7 protein-coding genes are annotated in these 17,660 nt (G+C 72.3%); 6 read left to right on the top strand and 1 reads right to left on the bottom strand.

Going from position 1 to position 17,660, the window contains the following annotated elements; genetic code table 11:
* The first annotated feature begins 45 nt into the window (after positions 1 to 45).
* The 4 genes from ADK65_RS19265 to ADK65_RS19250 are packed head-to-tail and all read left to right on the top strand — an operon-like array spanning position 46 to position 15,551.
* Positions 46 to 1,104 carry an iron-siderophore ABC transporter substrate-binding protein gene (locus ADK65_RS19265; protein WP_053671544.1) on the top strand — a complete coding sequence of 353 codons (1,059 nt, stop codon included), beginning with the start codon at positions 46 to 48 and terminating at the stop codon, positions 1,102 to 1,104.
* A 4-nt stretch (positions 1,105 to 1,108) separates the two neighbouring features.
* Positions 1,109 to 2,896, top strand: coding sequence for an ABC transporter ATP-binding protein (locus ADK65_RS19260; protein ID WP_053671543.1), 1,788 nt, complete (start codon positions 1,109 to 1,111; stop codon positions 2,894 to 2,896).
* A 57-nt stretch (positions 2,897 to 2,953) separates the two neighbouring features.
* Positions 2,954 to 13,861 carry a non-ribosomal peptide synthetase gene (locus ADK65_RS19255; RefSeq protein ID WP_053671542.1) on the top strand — a complete coding sequence of 3,636 codons (10,908 nt, stop codon included), beginning with the start codon at positions 2,954 to 2,956 and terminating at the stop codon, positions 13,859 to 13,861.
* Positions 13,851 to 15,551 carry an ABC transporter ATP-binding protein gene (locus ADK65_RS19250; protein ID WP_053671541.1) on the top strand — a complete coding sequence of 567 codons (1,701 nt, stop codon included), beginning with the start codon at positions 13,851 to 13,853 and terminating at the stop codon, positions 15,549 to 15,551. Before ADK65_RS19255 ends, ADK65_RS19250 begins: the two co-directional genes overlap by 11 nt.
* Positions 15,552 to 15,656: 105 nt before the next feature.
* On the opposite strand, the gene ADK65_RS19245 is transcribed toward ADK65_RS19250, so the two are convergent.
* Complete coding sequence (locus tag ADK65_RS19245) at positions 15,657 to 16,763, bottom strand: alpha/beta hydrolase-fold protein (RefSeq protein ID WP_053671540.1); 1,107 nt, start codon at positions 16,761 to 16,763, stop codon at positions 15,657 to 15,659.
* Between the two features lie 93 nt (positions 16,764 to 16,856).
* Between ADK65_RS19245 and ADK65_RS19240 the strand changes: the two genes are divergently transcribed.
* Both ADK65_RS19240 and ADK65_RS19235 read left to right on the top strand, forming a co-directional pair.
* Positions 16,857 to 17,069, top strand: a complete 213-nt coding sequence (locus ADK65_RS19240) for an MbtH family protein (RefSeq protein WP_053671539.1) — start codon at positions 16,857 to 16,859, stop codon at positions 17,067 to 17,069.
* A 116-nt stretch (positions 17,070 to 17,185) separates the two neighbouring features.
* Positions 17,186 to 17,638, top strand: a complete 453-nt coding sequence (locus ADK65_RS19235) for a DUF1569 domain-containing protein (protein ID WP_053671538.1) — start codon at positions 17,186 to 17,188, stop codon at positions 17,636 to 17,638.
* Positions 17,639 to 17,660 lie beyond the last annotated feature (22 nt).

Genomic DNA, 17,660 nt, shown 5'->3' with positions numbered 1-17,660 from the left:
TTAGGCGAGGGTGCAGCGAACTGGCGCGACAGCAAGGGGATTTGGATGCTCCTCCATCGAACGACGCCCGGAAAGCCATGGCGGCGGCTGGCAGCGGTCCTGTCCGCGGCCGCCCTCGGCGTCAGTCTCCTCGCGGGGTGCGGTTCCGACTCGTCGGATGCCTCCGGCAGCAAGGGTGAGGGCACTCAGGCCGCGGCCGGCGGTGACTTCCCGGTCACCGTGGAGCACGCGTTCGGATCCACGACGGTCGAGAAGGCGCCCCAGCGGGTCGTGTCCGTCGGCTACACCGACGACCAGACCGTCCTGGCCTTCGGAATCAAGCCCGTCGGCATGGTCGACCAGTATCCGAACCCGCCCGGCAAGAGCCCCGACATCAACACCCAGTGGCCCTGGGTGAAGGACAAGTGGGGCGACACCAAGCCCGAGGTCGTCATGGAGAACGGCGACTCCGGCCCCAACTACGAGAAGATCGCCGCCCTTCGCCCCGACCTGATCGTCGCGGTGTACTCCGAGATCGACCGGGCCGCCTACGACAAGCTCTCCAGGATCGCCCCGACGGTGGCCCGCACCAAGGGCGAGAAGGAGCCCTTCAGCGCTCCCTGGCAGGACAACGCCCTGCACATCGCCAAGGCGCTCGGCAAGGCGGACGAGGGCCAGAAGATGGTCGACGACATCCAGGGGCGACTGGACTCGGCCAAGAAGGCGCATCCCGAGCTCGGCAAGCAGACCGCCGTCGCACTGTCCTGGTACAAGAACTCGGTGGCACCCTTCACCTCCACCGACGTGCGTGGCCGGCTCGTCACGGGCATCGGCTACAAGTACCAGACCGGGATCGACAAGGTCGCGGGCGGCAACTTCTACACCACGCTCTCGCCCGAGCGTATCGACCTCGTCGACGTCGACCACGTCTTCGTCATCAACGACAAGGCCGACACCGAAGCGCTCAAGAAGTTCAAGCTGTTCGCCAACCTCGACGCCGTGAAGAAGGGCAACGTGTCCTACCTGCTCGACAGCGAGGGACCGGCGGTCGGTGCGGCCATCTCCCAGGGCACCCTGCTGTCCATGCCGTACGCGATCGGCGAGCTCGTCAAGTCGGTCGAGTAGGGAAGTGAGCGCCACCGACACGCGCGTCGCCCCGGCGGCCCTGCGCACGACGACCGGACGCGAGGCCGCCCGCTGGGTCGCGGAGCACTGCCGCGCGATGCCCGGGCTGACGCTCGCGACCGTGCTCACCACGGTCGCGGGGGCGGCGCTCCAGGTGCTCCCCGTGCTCCTGCTCGGCCGGGTGGTCGACGGGGTCGTCGGGGGCGAGGACCGTTCGGTCCTGGTCACGATCGGGGTGCTCATCGGGGCTGCCGCGCTGCTCGGCGCGGCGGCCACCGCGGTGTCCACCTACCTCATCGGACGGCTCGGCGCGGATCTGCTCGCCCGGCTGCGCGAAGGCGCCGTCCGCGCGGTGCTCGGCATGCCGAGCGCACGCATCGAGCAGGTCGGCCGGGGTGACGTGCTCTCCCGGGTCGGAGACGACGTGGCCGTCATCTCCAAGGGCATCCGCACGGCCGTCCCCACGGTGTTCTCGGCGGGCGTGCTGGTCGTCATCGCCACCCTCGGCATGTTCGGGCTCGACTGGCGGCTCGGCCTGGCCGGCGCGGGCGCGCTGCCCGCCTACGCGCTCGCGCTGCGCTGGTATCTGCCCCGGTCCGCCCCGCTCTACCGGAGGCAGCGCGTCGCCCAGGCCGACCGGGCCCAGGCGTTCATCAGCGGCCTGAACGGCATCGACACGGTCCGGGCCTACCGCCTGGAGGGAGCCTTCCGCGAGAAGGTCACCACCGAGTCGTGGCGGGTGCGCGAGCTCGGCATCGAGGTGTTCCGGTTCTTCGGCCGTTTCGTCGGCCGGGAGAACCGCGCCGAGTTCATCGGTCTGGTCCTGATCCTCGTGGTGGGGTACGCCCTGCTGGAGGCCGACGCGGCCACCCTGGGCGAGGTGTCGGCGGCTCCGCTGCTGTTCCACCGGCTGTTCACCCCGCTCGGCGCCATCATGTTCACCTTCGACGAGGCGCAGAAGTCGGGCGCGAGCCTGACCCGTCTGGTCGGGGTGCTGGGGGAGTCGCCCGAGGAGCGGCTGGTCGGCGACGACTCCGTGACGCAGGCCCGTGCGGGGGCGTACCCGGTGACGGTCGAGGGGCTGACGTTCCGTTACCCGGGCTCCGAGGAGCCGGTGTTGCGGGACGTGCACCTGAGGATCCCGGCCGGTGGGTCCCTCGCGCTGGTGGGCGCCACAGGCGCGGGCAAGACGACCCTGGCCGCGCTGATCGCCGGGATCGGCACGCCGCAGGCCGGGTCGGTGCGTGTCGGGACGACCGATCTGGCCGACCTGGACGAGGCCGGGGCGCGGGGCCTGGTCAGCATCCTGACGCAGGAGACGCACGTCTTCTCCGGCCCGCTCGCCGACGACCTGCGGTTGTCCGCGCCCGGGGCGAGCGACGCGGAGCTGATGGACGCGTTGCGCACGGTCGGTGCCGAGGGCTGGGTCGCCGCGCTGTCCGACGGGCTGAACACCCCGGTCGGTGAGGGCGGGGAGCGCCTGGACGTCACCAAGGTCGCCCAGATCGCCCTGGCGCGGCTGGTGCTGGGTAGGGCGCCGGTGGTGGTGCTCGACGAGTCGACGGCGGAGGCCGGCAGTGAGGGCGCCGCCGAGCTGGAGCGGGCCGTACGGGCCGCGTGCGCGGGGCGGACCGCACTGTTCGTGGCGCACCGGCTGACCCAGGCGATGGCGGCGGACCGGATCGCCGTGCTCGACGCGGGACGCCTCGTGGAGCAGGGGACGCACGAGGAACTGGTGGCTCTGGGCGGCCGGTACGCACGACTGTGGCGGGCCTGGCGAGAGGGTAGTTAGGTAACCCTTATTTAGGCTAGCCTAACTCCACATTCTGGAAGGGACGCTGAGTCTTCGATGATGGAACCGCGTGCTCGTCTCGTACCGCTTTCACCCACGCGCCTGGCCGATGTGCGCCGGCGGATCGGCGACTACCCGGACCGGACCATCACCGAGGCCTGCGCCCTCGGCCTGTCGTACTGGGCGACGGGCCACAGCCCCGAGGGCATCGACCTCACCCCCGGCACGCTCTTCGCCGACGTCCTCGGCTTCGTCGGCAACGGCGGTACCGCGTCCGGCGGTTTCGGGGTCACCCCGGACGGCCGCGGCATCACCGTCCCCGAGGGCGTCACACCCGAGGACGCGCAGCTCGCGCTGGACGACCTGGCCGACTTCCCGGACCGGCCGCTGGGCACCATCGGCCCCTCCGGCGTCGCGGCCCGGCTGCGGACCCTCGCCGAGTGGAACGACAACCGGGCCGACCGGGACCGCCCCACCATCGTGGAGATGTTCCGCGAGCAGGCGAGCGCACGACCCGACGCCGTGGCGCTCGTCGACCAGCACCGGTCGCTGACCTACCGTGAAGTCGCGGAACGCACCGCCCAGTTGTCCCACCACCTGCGCGCCCGCGGCCTCGGCTGCGAACAGGTCGTCGGCATCTCCCTCACCCGCTCCGCCGACATGGTCGTCGGGCTGCTCGCCGTGCTCCAGGCCGGCTGCGCCTTCGTACCGCTCGATCCGCAGTGGCCCGCCGCACGCCGGGCCGTCGTCATCGAGGACGCCCGGGTCGTCGTGCAGCTCAACGCCTCCGGCGAGCACGATCCGGCCGAACCGGACGCCCTGGCCGTCGACCTGGGCGACTGGCGGTACGGCTCGTACCCGGCGCAGGGGCCCGACGTCACCGTCCTCGGTGACGCGCTGGCCTACGTGATCTTCACGTCCGGTTCCACCGGGCGGCCCAAGGGCGCGATGATCCGGCACGAGGCGATCAGCGAGCGCCTGCTGTGGCAGGTGAACGAGATCCTCGGCTTCGGCCACGACGACGCCTCACTGTTCAAGGCGCCGCTGTCCTTCGACATCTCCGTCAACGAGATCTTCCTGCCGCTGGTCTCCGGCGGCCGGCTCGTCGTCCTGCGGCCCGGCGGCGAACGCGACCCGCACCACCTGCTGAGCGTCATCGCCGAACAACGCGTCACCTTCACCTACTTGGTGTCGTCCATGCTGGACGTACTGCTGGAGATGGCCGGCGACTCCGGCCGCCTGGACAGCCTGCGGCACGTGTGGTGCGGCGGCGAGGTCCTCACCCCCGAGCTGTACGAGCGCTTCCGGACCAAGCTCGACATCCCCATGTACCACGGCTACGGCCCCGCCGAGACCACCATCGGTGTCTCCCACGTCATCTACCGGGGCGCGGCGGAGCGCCTGTCGACGTCCATCGGCAAGGCCAACCCCAACACCCAGCTCTACGTCCTGGACGACGAACTGCGCCCGGTCCCGGTCGGCGTCGGCGGTGAACTCTACGTCGGCGGCTTCCTCCTGGGCCGCGGCTACGTGGGCGCGCCCGGCCTGACCGCCTCCCGCTTCGTCGCCAACCCCTTCGCGAACGACGGCTCCCGCCTCTACCGCACCGGCGACCTCGCCCGCTTCGCCCCCGACGGATCACTGGACTTCCTCGGCCGCGCCGACAACCAGATCAAGATCCGCGGCATGCGGCTGGAGATCGAGGACGTGGAGGCCGGGCTCGCCGAACACCCCCGGGTCCGGCACACCTGCGTCGTCGCGAAGAAGAACACGGCCGGCGGCACCTACCTCGTCGGCTACGTCATACCGGCCGCCGGCGCCGAGGACCTGAACGCGGAGGAGGTCAAGGCCTGGGCCGCGGCGCACATGGTCGAGTACATGGTGCCCGCCCACCTCGTGGTGCTGGAGGAGTTCCCGCTCACCGCCAACGGCAAGCTCGACCGCAACGCCCTGCCCGAGCCCGTCCTCGAGACGGGCTCACTCACCCGCCCCAGCAGTGACGACGAGCGGGCGGTCTGTGCCGCGGTCGCGCAGGTGCTGCGCCTCGAAGAGGTCGGCGTCGACCAGGACTTCTTCCAGCTCGGCGGCGACAGCATCCTGGCGGTCTCCCTGCTGAGCGCACTGCGCGAGCAGGGCCTGCACGTCACGGCACGGCAGATCTTCACCCACACCACCCTGGGCGCGCTGGCCGCCGTCGCAAGCCGCGAGGACGCGCCCGCCGTGGACCACGCCGACGTGGCCACCGGCACCGTCGTCGGCTCGCCCATCGTGCAGTGGCTCGGCGAAACCACGGACGCCGTCGACGGCTTCGTCCAGTCGGTCGTCCTGAACACCCCCGCGGACCTCACCGCCGACGCCCTCGACACGATCCTCACCGCCCTCCTCGTCCGGCACGACATGCTCCGCGCCAAGCTCGTGCGCGGCAGCCGCTGGAGCTTCGACATCCCCGGAGCCGAGCCGGCCGAGCCCGGCTGGCAGCGCAGCGACCGGCCGCTCGACGAGTGCATCGCCCTCGCGACGGCCGGGCTCGACCCGGCGAACGGCGTGATGCTCCGGGCCGTCTGGCGCCCCCGGGCGCGTCACCTCGTCCTCGTCGCCCACCACGTGGTCGTCGACGGCGTGTCCTGGCGCATCCTGATGGAGGACCTGGCCACCGCCTGGCGGCGTCTCAGAGCCGGTGAGCCCGTCGAACTCCCCCCGCCGGGAACGTCGTTCCGGCGCTGGACGCAACTGCTGGAGCGCGCCGCGTTCGACGCCGACAGCTCCTCCTACCGGCGCCCCCTGCCGGGCGAGGACCAGCCGCTGGCCCGCCGCGCCCTGGCCGAGACGGACACCGTCGCCGGCGAACGCCGGCGGACCGTCACGGTCGGCCCCGAGGCCACGACCGCGCTGCTGGGCGAGATCCCCGCGAGGTTCCACGCCGGCGTCAACGACGTCCTCCTCACCGCCCTCGCCGTCGCCCTCGCCCGGTGGCGCCGCGACCTCGGCCAGGACCAGACCTTCGCCCACATCGAGCTCGAAGGCCACGGCCGGGAAGGGCACTTCGTGGCGGGCCCGGCCGGGTTCGAACCGGATCTGTCCCGGACGGTGGGCTGGTTCACCACCCTGTTCCCGGTCACCGTGGACCCCGGCCCGGCATCCGACCTCACCACCCCCGCGTACCTGACCGCCGCCCTCAAGGCGGTCAAGGAGGACCTCGCCCGGGTACCGGACAACGGCATCTCCTACGGCGCCCTGCGCTACCTCGCCCACAGCGAGTTCGACGCCCCCGCACCCCAGGTGCTCTTCAACTACCTCGGCCGCTTCGCCGCCGGCGCGCCCGGCGACTGGCAACTCGCCGGCACCACCGGGCAGCTGGGCGAGAAGCGCGACCCGCGGATGCGCCTGCCGCGCGCCCTGGAGTTCAACGCGATCGCCGAGCCGGCAGCGTCCGGCGCGTACGAGCTGGTCACCACCATCTCCTGGCCCGACGGCCTGTTCACCGACGCCGACATCACGGCACTCGCCGACCACTTCCGCACGGCCCTGACCGGACTCGCCGCGCTCGACCAGGGCGGCCACTCGCCCAGCGACTTCCCCCTCGTCCCGCTCACCCAAGCCGACGTCGACGCCCTGGACGGCCCCCAACTGAGGGATATCCTTCCGCTGACCCCGCTCCAGGAAGGCCTCTACTTCCACTCCGTCTTCGACGACGACTCCGCGGGTGCCTACGTCGAGCAGCAACTGCTCACCCTGGAGGGCGACGTGGACGCCGACCGGCTCGCGACGGCGGCCACCCGGCTGCTCACCGTGTTCCCCAACCTGACCGCCCGCTTCACGGCCCTCACCGACGGCCGCGTGGTCTCCGTCCTGGAGAACGGACTTCGGGCCCCCTTCACCACGCTCGACCGTCCCGGCATCACCGCCGAGGAGATACACGCCCTCGCCGAACGGGACCGCCGCACCGGATTCGACCTGGCCACCGGCCCCCTCATGCGGTACACGCTCATCCGCACCGGATTCGGCCGCAGCGTCCTCGTGCAGACCGTGCACCACATCATCGCCGACGGCTGGTCGGTGCCGCCCATGCTCCGCGCGCTGCTCACCGAGTACCACGCGCCGGGCACCGTCCATCCACTCGGCGGCTTCGCCGACTACGTGCACTGGCTCGCCGGACGCGACGCCGACGAGAGCGACCGCGTCTGGCGTCGGGAACTCGCGGAACTGCCCGGCCCCTCACTGATCGCCGAAGGCCACACTCCCTCCGACCGGTTCGCCGACACCGCCGTGGAACCCGAGGGCGACCTCGACGCCGCCGTCCGCGAGGCCGGAGTGCCGCTGAGCGTCGCCGTGCACAGCGCCTGGGCCGTCACCCTGGGCGGCATCCTCCAGGGCCGGGACGTCGTCTTCGGCTCCACGGTCTCCGGCCGTGACGCCGATGTGCCCGGCATCGAGGAGATGGTGGGCCTGTTCATCAGCACCATCCCCGTACGCGCCCGCTGGACCCCCGAGTCCACCTCGGCCGACCTGCTCACCGCCGTACGCGACCACCAGAGTGCCGTCCTGCCGCACCAGCACGTCTCCCTGGCCCGCATCGGCCGCCGGACCGGCTCCGGCCCCCTCTTCGACACACTCGTCGTCTTCGACGTGGCCACCGACGTGGCCTCGCTCCGGCGCCCCGGTGACACGCTGACCATCACCGGCCTCGCCAACGAGGGCGCCCCGCACTACCCGCTCACCCTCGTGGTCGAGCGCACCCGCGACGGCCGGCCACGCTTCAACCTCATCTACGACGGTGAACTGCTGCGCGAGACGGCCGCCCGGTCGATCCTGCACACGTTCAGCCGGACCCTGACCGGCCTGCTCGCCCACCCGGACACCCCGGTCGACGGCCTGGCGGCGGGAGCCGGACGACGCCCCGCCCCCATCGTCCCGATCACCCTGGGCGCACTGTTCGACCTCGCGGCCCGCCGCGACCCGGCGGCCACCGCCGTCACCCAGTGCGGCCTCGACGGCGCGACCCGCTCGCTCACCTACGGCGAGCTGTCCGACGCCAGGAACGACCTGGCCTCCGTACTGCGCGCGGCAGGTGTCGGCCCGGGCAAGCGGGTCGCCGTGGCCGTACCGCGCTCCGTGGAACAGGTCGTCGCCCTGGTCGCGACCGTCACCGCGGGCGGCGCGTACGTTCCGCTCGACCTGGCCTACCCGGACGAACGGCTGGAGTACGTCCTCGCCGACGCGGCCCCCCAGGTCGTGCTGGTGGAACGCGACCAGCGCGACCGCTTCACGCGGCTCCTGGCCCGGGCGGGGGCGCCCGCGCGCGTGCTGGTGCGGGGCGAAGAGCCCCCGGGCGCCCTCACGGAGCCCGCCGCCGAGCCCGACTGGCACACCCCCGCCTACGTGATCTACACCTCCGGCTCGACCGGCCGCCCCAAGGGCGTCGTCGTCCCGCACTCCAGCGTGGTGACCCTGCTCGCCCGCACCCGACCCGCCATGGGCTTCGGCCCCGACGACGTCTGGGTCCAGTTCCACTCCTTCTCCTTCGACTTCGCGGTCTGGGAGTTGTGGGGCGCGCTGGTCCACGGCGGGGAGCTGCTGCTGCCCGAGTACGGCCTGACACGCTCCCCGGTCGACTTCCACCGGCTGGTCCGCGAGCGCGGCGTCACCGTCCTCAACCAGACCCCCTCGGCCTTCTACCAGTTCATCGAGGCCGACCGACTGGCCGGCGAACCGCTGCCCGCACTGCGCCGTATCGTCTTCGGCGGTGAGGCACTGGACCTCGGGCGGCTGCGCGGCTGGGTCGAGCGGCACGGCACGGCCGCCCCCGAGCTGGTCAACATGTACGGCATCACCGAGACCACCGTCCACGTCACCCACCGGGTGCTCACCGACGAGGACTTCACCCCCGGAAACGACGTCAGCCCCATCGGCGGCCCGATCCCCGGCCTGGTCACCCACCTCCTCGACGAACGGCTCCGCCCGGTGCCGCCGGGCCGCCGGGGCGCCATCTACGTCGCCGGTGACCAGGTGTCCCTCGGCTACCTGGGCCGGCCCGGGCTGACCGCGGGCCGCTTCGTGGCCGACCCGTTCGCGGCCGACGGCTCCCGCATGTACCACACGGGCGACCTCGCCATCCGCACCCTCGACGGCGAACTGGTCTTCACCGGCCGTGCGGACGACCAGGTGCAACTCAAGGGCTTCCGCATCGAGCCGGGTGAGGTGGAGTCCGCGATCAGGGACCTCGACGGCGTGACCGACGTGGCCGTGACGGTGGCGGACACCGGGGACCACCTGGTGGCGCACGTGGTGGGCAGCGCGCCGGACGACCTGACCGACCGTCTGTCCTCCAGGCTGCCCGTCCACATGATCCCGGGCAGAGTGCTGACGATCGATGCCCTACCGCTGACGATCAACGGCAAGCTCGATCGACGGGCCTTGGCGGAACGTCCCCTCAGGGGCGCGGGGAACTGCGCACCACGCCACGACGCACCCGCCGGCGAGCCCTCGGCGCTCGCCACGCTCATGGAGATCTTCACGTCGGCACTCCCCGGCACCGAGGTGACCGCCGACACCGACTTCTTCCGCGCCGGAGGCGACAGCATCATCGCCATCACGGTCGTGAACCGGGCCCGCGCCCACGGCCTGCCCCTGACCCCGAGGGACGTCTTCCTGCTCAAGACCCCCCGCGCACTGGCCGCACACCTGGGAACGCAGACGAACACCTCCCGGAACGCTCCGGAGACCACCCACCGCGAAGACGGCCCACTGCCCCCCACCCCGATCATCCTCCGCCAACGCGAACTCGGCGGCTCCCTCACCCGCTTCGCCCAGGCCAGGTCCCTCCAGACCCCCGAAGGCACCGGCTACGCCGACGCCGTACGCGCCGCGAACGCCGTGGTCGCCACGCACCCGGCCCTGCGGCTGCGCCTCGAAACCGCCCACGGCGTCTGGACCCTCCGCACCGGCCCCGCCCACGAGATCACCGTCGTACGCCCGGACACGACCGACGCGACGGCCGTGGCCGACGAGGCCGCCGGACGGCTCGATCCCGAGTCGGGTGACGTCGTCGCGTTCGCGTGGCTGGAGGCGAGCAGGACCCTCGTCGTCACCGTCCACCACCTCGCCGTCGACTCGGTCTCCTGGCTGATCCTGCTGGACGATCTGGCCGCGGCCCTGCGCGGTGGGCCACTCGCCCCGCCGACCACCCCCTACGCCGAGTACGCCGAAACCCTGACGCTCCGGTCGGCACAGGCCGTCGGCGGCCTCGACCGCTGGGTCACCACGCTCCAGGCCCCCGAACCGCTGCCCACCCCGGGCCCCTTGCGTCGGACGACGGTCGTACTCGCCGCCGACGTGAGTGACCGCCTCACCCGCACCGCTCCCGCCGCCCTCGGCGTCGGTCTCACCGAGCTGCTCTGCGGCGCCCTGCGCATCGCGCTGACCAGGATCCAGCCCTCGCCCACCGACCTCGCGATCGACCTGGAGCGGCACGGCAGGGTCCCGGCCCGCGCACAGCACGACTACACCCGTACCGTCGGCTGGTTCACCTCCATCGCACCCGTACGGCTCACCCCGCACACCGACCCCGTCGCCGCCGCGCGTGAGGTCGCCGAGCGCCTGCCGGACGAGGACGAGCACGTCGCCTACGGCCTGCTCAGGTACCTCAATGCGCAGACGGCCCCCCTGCTCACCGCCCGCCCACAGGTGCTGTTCAACTACCTCGGCCGGGGCAGCGAGTCCCAGGCGCTGCACCTCACGCCCGGAGACCAGGGCAGCCCGTACGCCGTCGAGGTCAACGCGTGGACCGACGAGGCCACCGGAAGCCTGCTCGCCGAGTTCGTCCTCGCCGAGGGCGTTCCCGACGAGATCACCGAGCACTGGCGCAGCGCCCTGCAGCACCTCGCGGACGCCGCGACGACGGCCGAGCGCACCGCCCCGGTCACCCCGCTCCAGCGCGGCCTGTTCTTCCAGGCCCAGCTGACGGGCCCGGCCGGACACTACGTCGCACAGAACTGGTTCACCTTCGACCGGCGCCTGGACACCGGCGCGCTGGCCGAGGCGATGGCGCACGTGATCGCCCGGCACCCGGTCGTCGGCGCCGGTTTCACCACCGACGACGACGGCAACCCGGTGCAGGTCCTCAAGGCCGGCCGGCGCGTCGGGGTGCGTACGGTCGACCTGGCGACGGACGCGGAGGTCGACGCCCTGCGCGCCCGGGACCGCGACACCGGGTTCGACCCGGGCGAGCCGCCCCTGATCCGGCTGACGGTCGTGCGCCTGCCCGGCGGCCGGGACGGTCTGCTCCTCAGCTACCACCTGCTGCTGTGGGACGGCTGGTCCCGCGAGATCGTCCTGCGCGACCTGTTCGACGCCTACCGTGCCCTCCTCGCCGGCGAGCCGCTCGACAACGCACCGGCCACGCCGGGCTTCGAGGAGTACACCCGGGCGCTCGCGGCGCGGGACTCCGCCGCATCGGAACGCTTCTGGGCGGACCAGCTGGCCGCCCTCCCCGGCCCCACCCTGCTCGCCGGACCGGCGCCGGCCTTCTCGGACGACCTGCCGAAGGCCCTCGTGCACACGCTGTCGGCCGAACGGTCCGAGCTGGTGCGAGAGGCGGCACGGGTGCACGGCGTCACCCTGAACTCGGTGCTGACCGGCGCGTTCGGCCTGCTGCTCGGCGCGCACACAGGCCGCGCCGACGCCGTGTTCGGCGTGACCGTCTCCGGCCGCGAGGGAGAGGGACTCTCCGGCATCGTGGGCGTGCTGCTCAACACCGTGCCGATGTGGACCCGGGCCCGCCCGGACGACACCGTCCGTGCCTACCTCTCGGCCGTCCAGAGCGCCCGGGTCGAGGCGATGGAGCACGAGCACCTCGGACTCGGCGAGATCCAGCGGGCCAGCGGCCACGACACCCTGTTCGACAACCTGTTCGTACTGCAGAACTTCCTGGACATGGACGCGTTCGCAGAGATGAACGCCCGGCACGGCATCACCTCGGTGCAGGCCGACGACTCCACCCACTATCCGTTCACCTGGGTCGTCACACCCGGGGAGCGGCTCACGGTCAAGCTGGAGTACCGCGAGGGCGACACCGGCAACGCCCGCCGTCTCCTCGACGACTATCTGCGCGTGCTGGAGGACCTGCCCCGGGCGAGCGGGCCGGTCGGCGCGCTGCGGGGACCGGGCGCGCTGCCCGAGCCGGCCGTACGCACCGACGTCGGCACGGACACCGTCGTCGACCGTTTCGACCGGGCGGCGGACCGCGACCCGCGGCGCGTGGCGCTCGTCGCCCACGGCTCGACGATGACGTTCGCCGAACTCCGCGACCGCAGCCGGGCCGTGGCCGGCGTGCTCGCCGCACGCGGCATCGGGCCGGAGACCACCGTGGGCCTCGCGATCCCGCGCTCCCTCGACTGGGTCGCGGCGCTGTTCGCCGTCCTGCGGGTCGGCGCCGCGTACGTGCCGCTGGAGCTGGACCATCCGGACGAGCGGATCGCCGCCATCGTCGGCGACGCCCACCCCGACGTCATCCTCACCGTGAGTGCCGTCTCGCCCCGGCTGACCGGCGACCTGATCGAACTGGACCGGCCGCTTCCGGAGGCGGAGCCGTTCGTGACGTTCGCGCCGGACGACCCCCACCGCCTGCGCCACCCCGCGTACACGATCTACACCTCCGGCTCCACCGGGAAGCCCAAGGGCGTGGTGACCGAGTACGCCGGTCTCACCAACATGCTGATCAACCATCAGCGCCGGATCTTCCAGCCGGTGCTGGCCGAGCACGGTCACCGGGTCTTCAAGATCGCCCACACCGTGTCGTTCGCCTTCGACATGTCGTGGGAGGAGCTGCTGTGGCTCGCCGACGGCCATGAAGTGCACATTTGTGACGAGGAGTTGCGGCGGGACGCGCCCCGGCTGGTGGAGTACTGCCGGGAGCACGGGATCGACGTCGTCAACGTGACCCCGACCTACGCCCAGCAGTTGGTGGCCGAGGGCCTGCTCGACGACCCGGCACGGCGGCCCGCGCTGGTGCTGCTGGGCGGTGAGGCCGTCACCCCGACGCTGTGGCAGCGGCTCGCCGGGACCGAGGGCACGGTCGGATACAACCTGTACGGGCCCACCGAGTACACCATCAACACCCTCGGCGTCGGCACCTTCGACTGCCAGGACCCGGTGGTGGGTGTCGCCATCGACAACACGGACGTGTACGTCCTGGACCCCTGGCTGCGGCCGCTGCCGGACGGGGTGCCCGGCGAGCTGTACGTGTCCGGCATCGGCATCGCGCGCGGCTACCTCGGACAGCCCGCGCAGACCGCGCACCGCTTCGTCGCCTGCCCGTTCGGCGAGCCAGGGGAGCGCATGTACCGCACCGGCGACCTGGTGGTCCGTCGGCCGGACGGCAACCTGATGTACCTGGGCCGCACCGACCAGCAGGTCAAGATCCGCGGCCATCGCGTCGAACTCGGCGAGGTGGAGGCCGTGTTCGCCGCGCACCCGGCCGTGCGGTTCGTCGCCGCGGTCGCCCAGCCCGACCCGCAGGTCGACGGCGCCCACCGGCTGGCCGCCTACCTGGTCCTGGACGGCGCGGACCTGGCGGCCGTCGCCGCCGAGGTGGGCGCCGGACTGCCGGACTTCCTGCGGCCCACGCACTACGCCCAGGTCGACGGCATCCCGCTGACGGTGAACGGGAAGGCCGACACCAAGGCGCTGCCCGAGGCCAAGCCGCTGGGCGCGCTGACCACGGCGGGGGAGCGGGGCCCGCGGACCGAGACCGAGACCGTGGTGTGCGAGTACTTCGCCGAGGCACTGGACCTGGAGGACGACGAGGTGAGCGCGGTGAGCGACTTCGTGTCCCTGGGAGGACACTCCATGCTGGCGGTACGGCTCATCGGACTGCTCCGCCGCGAGTACGGTCCTGTCATCACCATCCGCGATCTGTTCACCCTGCGCACCCCGGAAGCGATTGCCCGCCACCTCGATGACAACTGACACGCAGCGGCCCCGCCGAGGGGCCGCCATCCTGCGGACCGCCCTGCGCCGCAACATCGGCGCCATGGCCTGGGGCACCCTCCTCATGGGCCTCTACCAGGCCGGTGAGACGGCCTTCCCCATCGCACTCGGCCTGATCGTCGAGCACACGATGCGGGACGGCCGCAGCCTCCGGGCGCTTGCCCTGTCGATCGGCGCGCTGGCCGTGATCATCACGACCGTCTCGCTGTCGTGGCGGTTCGGCATGAGGATCCTGCAGAAGGCCAACACGACCGAGGCGCACCGCTGGCGGGTGAACGTCGCCGCTTGCGGTCTGCAACCGGTGGCCCGGGACGTCGACCTCAAGTCCGGCGAGGTGCTGACCATCGCCACCGAGGACGCCGACCAGACCGCCGACATCATCGAGGTGGTGCCGCTGCTGATCAGCTCGCTGGTCGCGGTGCTGGTCGCGGCGGTGGCCCTGGGCCTGGCCGACGTACGGCTCGGTCTGCTGGTGATCGTGGGCACCGTCGCGATCCTGTCCGTGCTCAGCGTGATGTCCAAGCGGATCGGCAGCAGCACCCAGGAACAGCAGGCCCGGGTGGCGCGGGCGGGGGCGAAGGTCGCCGACCTGATCACCGGCCTGCGCCCGCTGCACGGCTTCGGCGGCAACCACGCGGCGTTCCTGTCGTACCGGAAGGTGAGCACCGAGGCGAAGCACCAGTCGATCACGGTCGCCAAGGTGAACGGTGCCTACGCGGGCACCGCACTGGCCCTCAACGCGGTCCTCGCCGGCGCCGTGACCCTGACGGCCGGCTGGCTGGCGTTCGAGGGACGCGTCACCATCGGCGAACTCGTCATGGCGGTGGGCCTGGCGCAGTTCATCATGGAGCCGCTGAAGCTGTTCTCGGAGATGCCCAAGTACGTGATGATCGCGCGCGCGTCGGCCGAACGCATGGCACTGGTGCTGTCGGCTCCGCCGGTCATGACGCCGGGCTCCGCCCGCCCGTCACCGGGCAGCGACCTCGAGATCGACTCCGTCCGCCACGGCACCCTGACCGGCCTGAAATTCCGGGTGAAGGCGGGGGAGTTCGTGGCCGTCGCCCCCTACCAGCCCCGTGCGGCGGCCGACCTCGCGGCCGTCCTGGCGGTACGGGTCCCGCCCACCGCGTACGAGGGGACGGTACGGATCGGCGGCCGGGAACTGGGCGACCTCTCCGTCGAGGCGGTCCGTGAACACCTGCTGGTCAACCCGTACGACGGGGAGATCTTCGCGGGCACCCTCCGCACCAACATCGACCCGACGGGCACCAGCCGGACCGTCCCCGACGCCGTGGAGGCCTCCATGCTGACCGACGTCGTCGCCCTGCACCGCGAGGGCCTCGACCACGGCGTCCGCGACCGGGGCGCCAACCTCTCCGGCGGCCAGCGCCAACGCCTGTCCCTGGCGCGCGCCCTGGCCGCCGACACCGAGGTCCTCGTCCTGCACGATCCGACGACGGCGGTGGACGCGGTCACCGAACAACTCATCGCCCGCAACGTGGCGAAGCTGCGCCGGGGCCGCACGACGATCGTGATCACCAGCAGCCCGGCGTTCCTGGACGCGGCGGACCGGGTCCTGGTCCTGGACAACGGCACGATCACAGCCGAGGACACCCACCGCAACCTGCTGGCACAAGACCAGGCCTACTGCTCGGCAGTGGCACGCTGACCTTCTCTTCAGGGGCGCGGGTCAAGGGGCCGGGGGGGGGAGATGCCCTCAGGGGCGCGGGGAACTGCGCGATCAGCCCCCACCCACCCGCACCCGACAACGGCGCTACGCGCGAAGCGCCCAGCCGACATCCCTGAGCAACGCATGACGCCACCCCGCCCGATCATGCCCCGACGCGGACCGGGACACCCGCACGGTCGCCCCGGCCCGCTCCACCAGCCCCTCGGTCACCTCACCATGCGGCAGCATCCGGTCCTCGTGCTCCCCGACATCGAACGCGACCCGCAGCCCCGACAGATCAACCCCCGCCCGCAACCGCTCGGCGATCGCACCCCCCACCGGACCCCCCAACGGATCGGCAGCCCGCAGGGCATCCGGCGTCCACCAGAACGACCCCGACTGACACGCCACCCGCGACACCAACCCGGGAAACTCCAGCGCCGCGTACACCGCACTCAGCCCCCCGAGACTCTGCCCGGCGACCACCAGCCGCTCCAGGTCGGCGGGTACGTCCGACTCCGCCACCAGCGGCAGCAGTTCCTCGCGCACGGCCTCCCACAGGCCGGGCCGGCAGGCGAACTCGGCGACCCGGTCCTTGGCCGGCAGGAAGACCAGCGTGACCGGCGGCATCTCACCCGCCGCCACGGCCGAGTCGAAGGCGGTCACGGCCGGATGCAGATACAACCAGTCGTCCCCGTCGAGCAGCAGCACCACCGGCCCGCCACCCCCCGCCGGATGAAGCCGCACCGTACGCCGCCCACCCAGGCGTTCACTCGCCCAGCGGATCCGCGCCCGCGGCACCGGCAGCACCGCGTCGGGACCGACGACGGGCCAGTGCGGCTGCTCCGGGGCGTCCGGCGTCGCCACGATGGACCGGTCCCCGCCCGCACCGGCCGGGTTGAACGGGTCTGCGTGCACGGCGTCTTCCGTCACGAACCGGTACGTCACCCGCAGCCGCGCGGGCATCCGCACCTCGGCGTACCAGCAGTCCGAGTCGGCCCAGCGCCGCAGGGGCACGGGATCCGACCAGCTCTCGAACTCGATCCTGACCGGCGACGACCCGCGCCACAGGAACAGGGCCGTCCAGCCGCCGTCACCGTCCGGTACGGCCGCCGGTGCTCCCGCTCCGGCCCAGAACGCCTCCGTGCCGGGCACCCCGGGCACCCCGAAGCCGGCGAACACATCCTCCCCGTCGGCCGCGGCCACGCGCATGAACGTCTCCTTGTGAGGGGGAAGGGCCAAAGGCTAAGCTCCATCAATTAGGCGAGCCTAACCTAATCTTGGCCCTCAGAGGAGGCAGCGCGCATGAGCACCAACCCCTTCGACGACAACGAAGGCCGTTTCCTGGTCCTGGTGAACGACGAGGGCCAGCACTCCCTCTGGCCGTCCTTCGCAGAGGTGCCCGGGGGATGGGCGATCGCCTTCGCGGAGAACACCCGCGAGGCCTGCCTGGAGTATGTCGAGACCCACTGGACGGACCTGCGCCCCGCGTCCCTCGCCGCGTCCCAGGACGCCTGAATCCGCCGAGGCCGCACACCAGGCCGACCGACAGCGCCCCGTGTCCACAGCGGGGCGGACCGGGGAAGCGCCGGGGCGGGGGACTGGCGGGTTCCCGCCCTGAGTAGGCTCGCGGCATGTCCTCCCCCGACCTCGCCCGGCTCGTCGAGCGGCTCCACCAGAACCTCGACCGCCCGGAGCGGGACCTGCTGGCCCCCGGCAGCACCTGGAACCTCTCCCAGACCGTGCAGCACTGTGCCCAGACCGTCCGCTACTCCGTGACCGGATATCCCGTGCTCAAGCCCGCCCTGTTCCGGGCGACGGCAGGCTCGCTGGCCAAACGGGTCTTCCTGCGCCGCGGAGCGATGAAGCATCCGCTCGGTGCGGAGATCGACGGCGCGCCCCCGTTGGACCCGGCGCTGCCGGTGCCCGAGGCGGCGGCCGGCCTCGCCGAGGCAGTGGCCCTGTTCACCGGCCACACCGCTGAGCACGCCCTCCACCCCGCCTACGGCCGCTGTTCGCACGACGAGTTCGCACGGCTCCACGCCCTGCACCTCGCCGAGCACCTTCCCGGACTGACCGAGGGCTGAGGCCGCTCCGGGCCATCCACGC

This window comes from Streptomyces sp. NRRL B-1140, assembly GCF_001280065.1.
Classification (GTDB): Bacteria; Actinomycetota; Actinomycetes; order Streptomycetales; family Streptomycetaceae; genus Streptomyces.
The sequence above is the reverse complement of the archived record's forward strand: the minus strand, read 5'-3'. Positions and strand labels throughout refer to the sequence as shown.

What these genes read in the sequence shown, in the direction of transcription:
- ADK65_RS19265 (WP_053671544.1), top strand. Translation starts at nt 46, where the DNA reads ATGCTCCTCCATCGAACGACGCCCGGAAAGCCATGGCGGCGGCTGGCA.
- ADK65_RS19255 (WP_053671542.1), top strand. Translation starts at nt 2,954, where the DNA reads ATGATGGAACCGCGTGCTCGTCTCGTACCGCTTTCACCCACGCGCCTG.
- ADK65_RS19250 (WP_053671541.1), top strand. Translation starts at nt 13,851, where the DNA reads ATGACAACTGACACGCAGCGGCCCCGCCGAGGGGCCGCCATCCTGCGG.
- ADK65_RS19245 (WP_053671540.1), bottom strand. Translation starts at nt 16,763, where the DNA reads ATGCGCGTGGCCGCGGCCGACGGGGAGGATGTGTTCGCCGGCTTCGGG.
- ADK65_RS19240 (WP_053671539.1), top strand. Translation starts at nt 16,857, where the DNA reads ATGAGCACCAACCCCTTCGACGACAACGAAGGCCGTTTCCTGGTCCTG.
- ADK65_RS19235 (WP_053671538.1), top strand. Translation starts at nt 17,186, where the DNA reads ATGTCCTCCCCCGACCTCGCCCGGCTCGTCGAGCGGCTCCACCAGAAC.